Origin of the sequence: Massilia sp. (assembly GCF_046293535.1) — a bacterium.
Lineage (GTDB): Bacteria > Pseudomonadota > Gammaproteobacteria > Burkholderiales > Burkholderiaceae_D > Telluria.
The window spans coordinates 1-3343 of the sequence record NZ_JBKBOV010000086.1; the positions used below are offsets into that span (position 1 = coordinate 1).

At 66.5% G+C, this 3343-nt stretch carries 3 protein-coding genes; all 3 read right to left on the reverse strand.

Features of this window, described 5'->3' with window-relative positions:
• Positions 1 to 79: 79 nt before the first annotated feature.
• The 3 genes from ACK4S9_RS23125 to ACK4S9_RS23135 are packed head-to-tail and all read right to left on the reverse strand — an operon-like array spanning position 80 to position 3197.
• Positions 80 to 1069: a tyrosine-type recombinase/integrase gene (locus ACK4S9_RS23125; protein WP_409730277.1), complete on the reverse strand. Its 990-nt coding sequence runs from the start codon at positions 1067 to 1069 to the stop codon at positions 80 to 82.
• Entirely contained in the window at positions 1066 to 1986 is a 921-nt protein-coding gene (locus tag ACK4S9_RS23130; RefSeq protein WP_409730278.1) for a tyrosine-type recombinase/integrase, read from the reverse strand. Before ACK4S9_RS23130 ends, ACK4S9_RS23125 begins: the two co-directional genes overlap by 4 nt.
• Positions 1983 to 3197, reverse strand: a complete 1215-nt coding sequence (locus tag ACK4S9_RS23135) for a tyrosine-type recombinase/integrase (RefSeq protein ID WP_409730280.1) — start codon at positions 3195 to 3197, stop codon at positions 1983 to 1985. Before ACK4S9_RS23135 ends, ACK4S9_RS23130 begins: the two co-directional genes overlap by 4 nt.
• Positions 3198 to 3343 lie beyond the last annotated feature (146 nt).

Sequence of the window (3343 nt, forward strand, 5' to 3'; positions counted from 1 at the left end):
TGCCGATGCCCGGATTATGCCGATGTGGCTGTGTAAGGTATTGTTTCTGGAGGGGACCGCTGCGAAGGGGTTGGCATAATCAGAGGGCTTCGAGGAAGGCGAGGAGTTTGTCGGTCGGCCGGAAGCGGCCGGGTTTCGTGGTGATCGGGGCTGTCCTTTCGAGGGCCTGTTCCTTGATCTGCAGATCCGCGTGCAGGTAGATCTGGGTCGTCTCAACCTGTTCGTGTCCGAGCCAGAGCGCGATCACCGAGGTGTCGATGCCGGCCTGCAGCAGGCGCATGGCTGCGGAATGCCGCAGCACATGCATGGTCACCCGCTTGCGCGCGAGGGACGGGCACCGGACGGTCGAATCCTTGACGTATCCGGCCAGCCGACGCTCAACCGCATCGCGGCTGAGAGCGCGTCCGGTGCGTGTCGGGAACAGCGGGTCTGCTGGCTGACCGGCCCGCTCGGCCAGCCAGACCCGCATCACGGCAACAGTGCCGGATGTGAGCGGCGTGATCCGCTGCTTTCGCCCCTTGCCGGTGCAGCTGACATGCGCACCGGCTCCGAGATGGACGTCGGCGCAGTTGAGCCCGATCAGTTCGGAGGCCCGAAGGCCGGTCTGGACGGCGAGGCCGAACAGCGCCGTGTCGCGCCGCCCGGTCCATGTCGCCCGATCCGGCGCTGCCAGCAGGGCATCGATCTCTGCCTCGGTCAGCCAGGTCACGAGCCGCCGCTCGAAGCGCTTCGGCGGAATGGCCAGCACCCGTTCGATGGTGGCGGCCTGTTCGGGATGGCGCAGGGCGGCATAGCGGAAGAGGGACCGGATCGCCGCCAGTCGGGCGTTGCGGGTGCGCACGCCATTCTGTCGTTCGTGCTCCAGATGGTCGAGGAAGGCGCCGATCAGGGGCGCATCGAGATCGTCGATGTCGAGCTTTCCCGGCGCCTTGCCGTGCCGCTCCGACGCGAAGACCAGCAGCAGCCGCAACGTATCGCGATAGGCCTGAACCGTGTTCGGGCTGACCTGGCGCTGGCGGAGGAGGCGATCGGTGAAGAACGCCTGCAGGGTCGTGGCCAGCGCACTCATGCGTCGCCCGCCAGGTGGCGCTCGAGCCTTTCGCCTGCCAGTGCCAGCAGTTCCGGTGCCGCCGACAGGTACCAGTAGGTGTCGCCGGGATCGGCATGGCCGAGGTAGGTGGACAGGATCGCGAGGCGGGAGCCGGGGTCGCCCGTCCGGTAATCGTCTACGATGGTGCTGACGGCGAAGCTGTGCCGCAGATCGTGGATCCGGGGCCGGCATGTCGCCGAGCGCGGAGCGATGCCGCAATGATGCAGCAGCTTGTGGAATATCTCTTGCACGCCCTTGTAGATCAGCCGCTTGCCTCGCGCACTGATCAGCAAGGTCGGCATATCGGCTGGACGAGGTCGATCGTCGCGGCGCAGATAGTTGTCCAGCGCTGCGACGGTGCTCGGGTGCAGCGGCAAGGCGCGCGCTTTTCCGAACTTGCCATGCCGGATCGTCACCAGGCCGCTGCCCGCGTCGAAGTCGTCGCGGTCAAGGCTGATCGCCTCTCCGATCCGCATGCCGGTCGCCGCCAGAAGGCCGATCAAGGTCCGGTAGGTTGCCTGCACATGCGATCCCCGCAGGATCGTGGTGGCTTGCATCAGCGCCGCAATCTGCTGCGGCGTATAGAGATACGGCGTCGCGCGGCGGACTTGCGCAGGCAGAAGATCTTTGGGCGGCACCTCGGTTCTTGGGTCGAGGGTTTGCAGGTGCCGGGCGAAGAGACGAACCTCGGCCAGGCGCCGCGAGGTCCATATCGCGGCAGCACCCGAAGGCCGGGTTGCCCAGGACAGCGCCGTTTCGGTCCGGATATGGGTCTCGCCGCGATCCTCGGCGAAGGCAACAAACTGGCCGAGAAGCCGCTCGGCCTTGTCCAGCTTGTAACCGAGGGCGCGCCGCAGGGTCAGATAATCGGCAAGGGCATTGCGCAGGGGGCTCATAGCGCGCCCTCCGGCCAGGGGCGCGCGATCAGGCGCAGGGTATCGCGGTCGACCTTGGCGTAGATCGCCGTGGTCTCGATACGACGATGACGCAGGAGCTGTCCGATTTCCGGCAAGGATGCGCCGGCGCGCAAAAGCTCGGTTGCCGCCGTATGGCGCAGGCGATGCGCATGAACGCGCCCAAGGTCCGCGCGTCGGGCAGCATCCGCCACGATGCCACTCACACGGCTCGCGCCGAGTGCGTGATGGGGCGCGAAGTGCCGCACGAACACGGTCCGCCCCAGAGCGTCAGACGGTCGGGCGCTTGTCAGGTATTCGGCTACCAGGTGCCCGACATCGGCCGGAAGGGGCAGCTGTTCGTGACAATTGCCCTTGCCGCGCACGCGGATTGTGCCCACGCGCCAGTCGATGTCGTCGAGCCCGAGCCCGGCGACTTCGCCGCGCCGAAGGCCGAGCCGGACCAGCAGGGTCAGGATCGCCAGATCGCGGCAACCGACCGCGGTGTTGGCATCGCAGGCCGCGAGCAGACGCCGCACCTGATCGGGCTCGAGCCCCCTGGGCAATCCCGCCAGCCTGCGGCGGGCGACCGTCGGCACGGCGTGCACGAGCGAGCGTTCCGTGACGCCGCCCAGATGCAGGAAGCCGAGGAACGACCGCAGCGCCGTGACCGTCAGCTTTGCCACGCCGCTGTTCAGACGCGGGCACCACGCCACTACAAAGGAGGTGACATCGGCCGGGGTCAGGCCCCCGAGATCAAGCTGCCCCGCCGACATCCTGCGGTCAAGGAACGGGCGCAGGCAATCGATGTACCGACCGGCCGTCACCGTCGCCAGACCGCGTTCCGTGGTCAGGAACTGCCGGTACCGGTGCAGGATTGTCCGGGCGGGGTCGTCCTCCACCGGGATTTCGGCCGCGGGCCCCAGCCCCAGCCCGCGCAAATGGTCGAGAATGGGACCCAGTGCCTTGCGCGTCTTCAGTTTGCGCACACCAGCGGCACGGCGTTCAGCCATGAACCGATCGACCTGCGCCATGGATAAATCGCCCATCGCGAGCTCTTGGCCCTGCAGCCAGCCGATCAGGTCGTTGAGCAACCTGCGCTGCTTCCAGATCGTGGAGGACGCGTACCCCTGCTGCCGCAGATCCTCCTCAAGGCTTTTGGAAAGGGCCGTGACCGGGTTCTTCCGCCGTTTCTTCTTCGGTTCGAACACCATGATATCTCCTCGTTTCGAAGTGAAAGAGGAGACGTTACCAGCCTGCAGCCCCTAGGATTATGCCGAACCCTACGCAGCAGACTTCAAGGTATTCAGGCGCTTACACAGCCACATCGGCATAATCCGGGCATCGGCATAATGGGCCT

Bases quoted from the DNA above. Each gene is read 5' to 3' on its own strand.
- ACK4S9_RS23130 (WP_409730278.1), bottom strand. From the start codon at position 1,986: ATGAGCCCCCTGCGCAATGCCCTTGCCGATTATCTGACCCTGCGGCGC.
- ACK4S9_RS23125 (WP_409730277.1), bottom strand. From the start codon at position 1,069: ATGAGTGCGCTGGCCACGACCCTGCAGGCGTTCTTCACCGATCGCCTC.
- ACK4S9_RS23135 (WP_409730280.1), bottom strand. From the start codon at position 3,197: ATGGTGTTCGAACCGAAGAAGAAACGGCGGAAGAACCCGGTCACGGCC.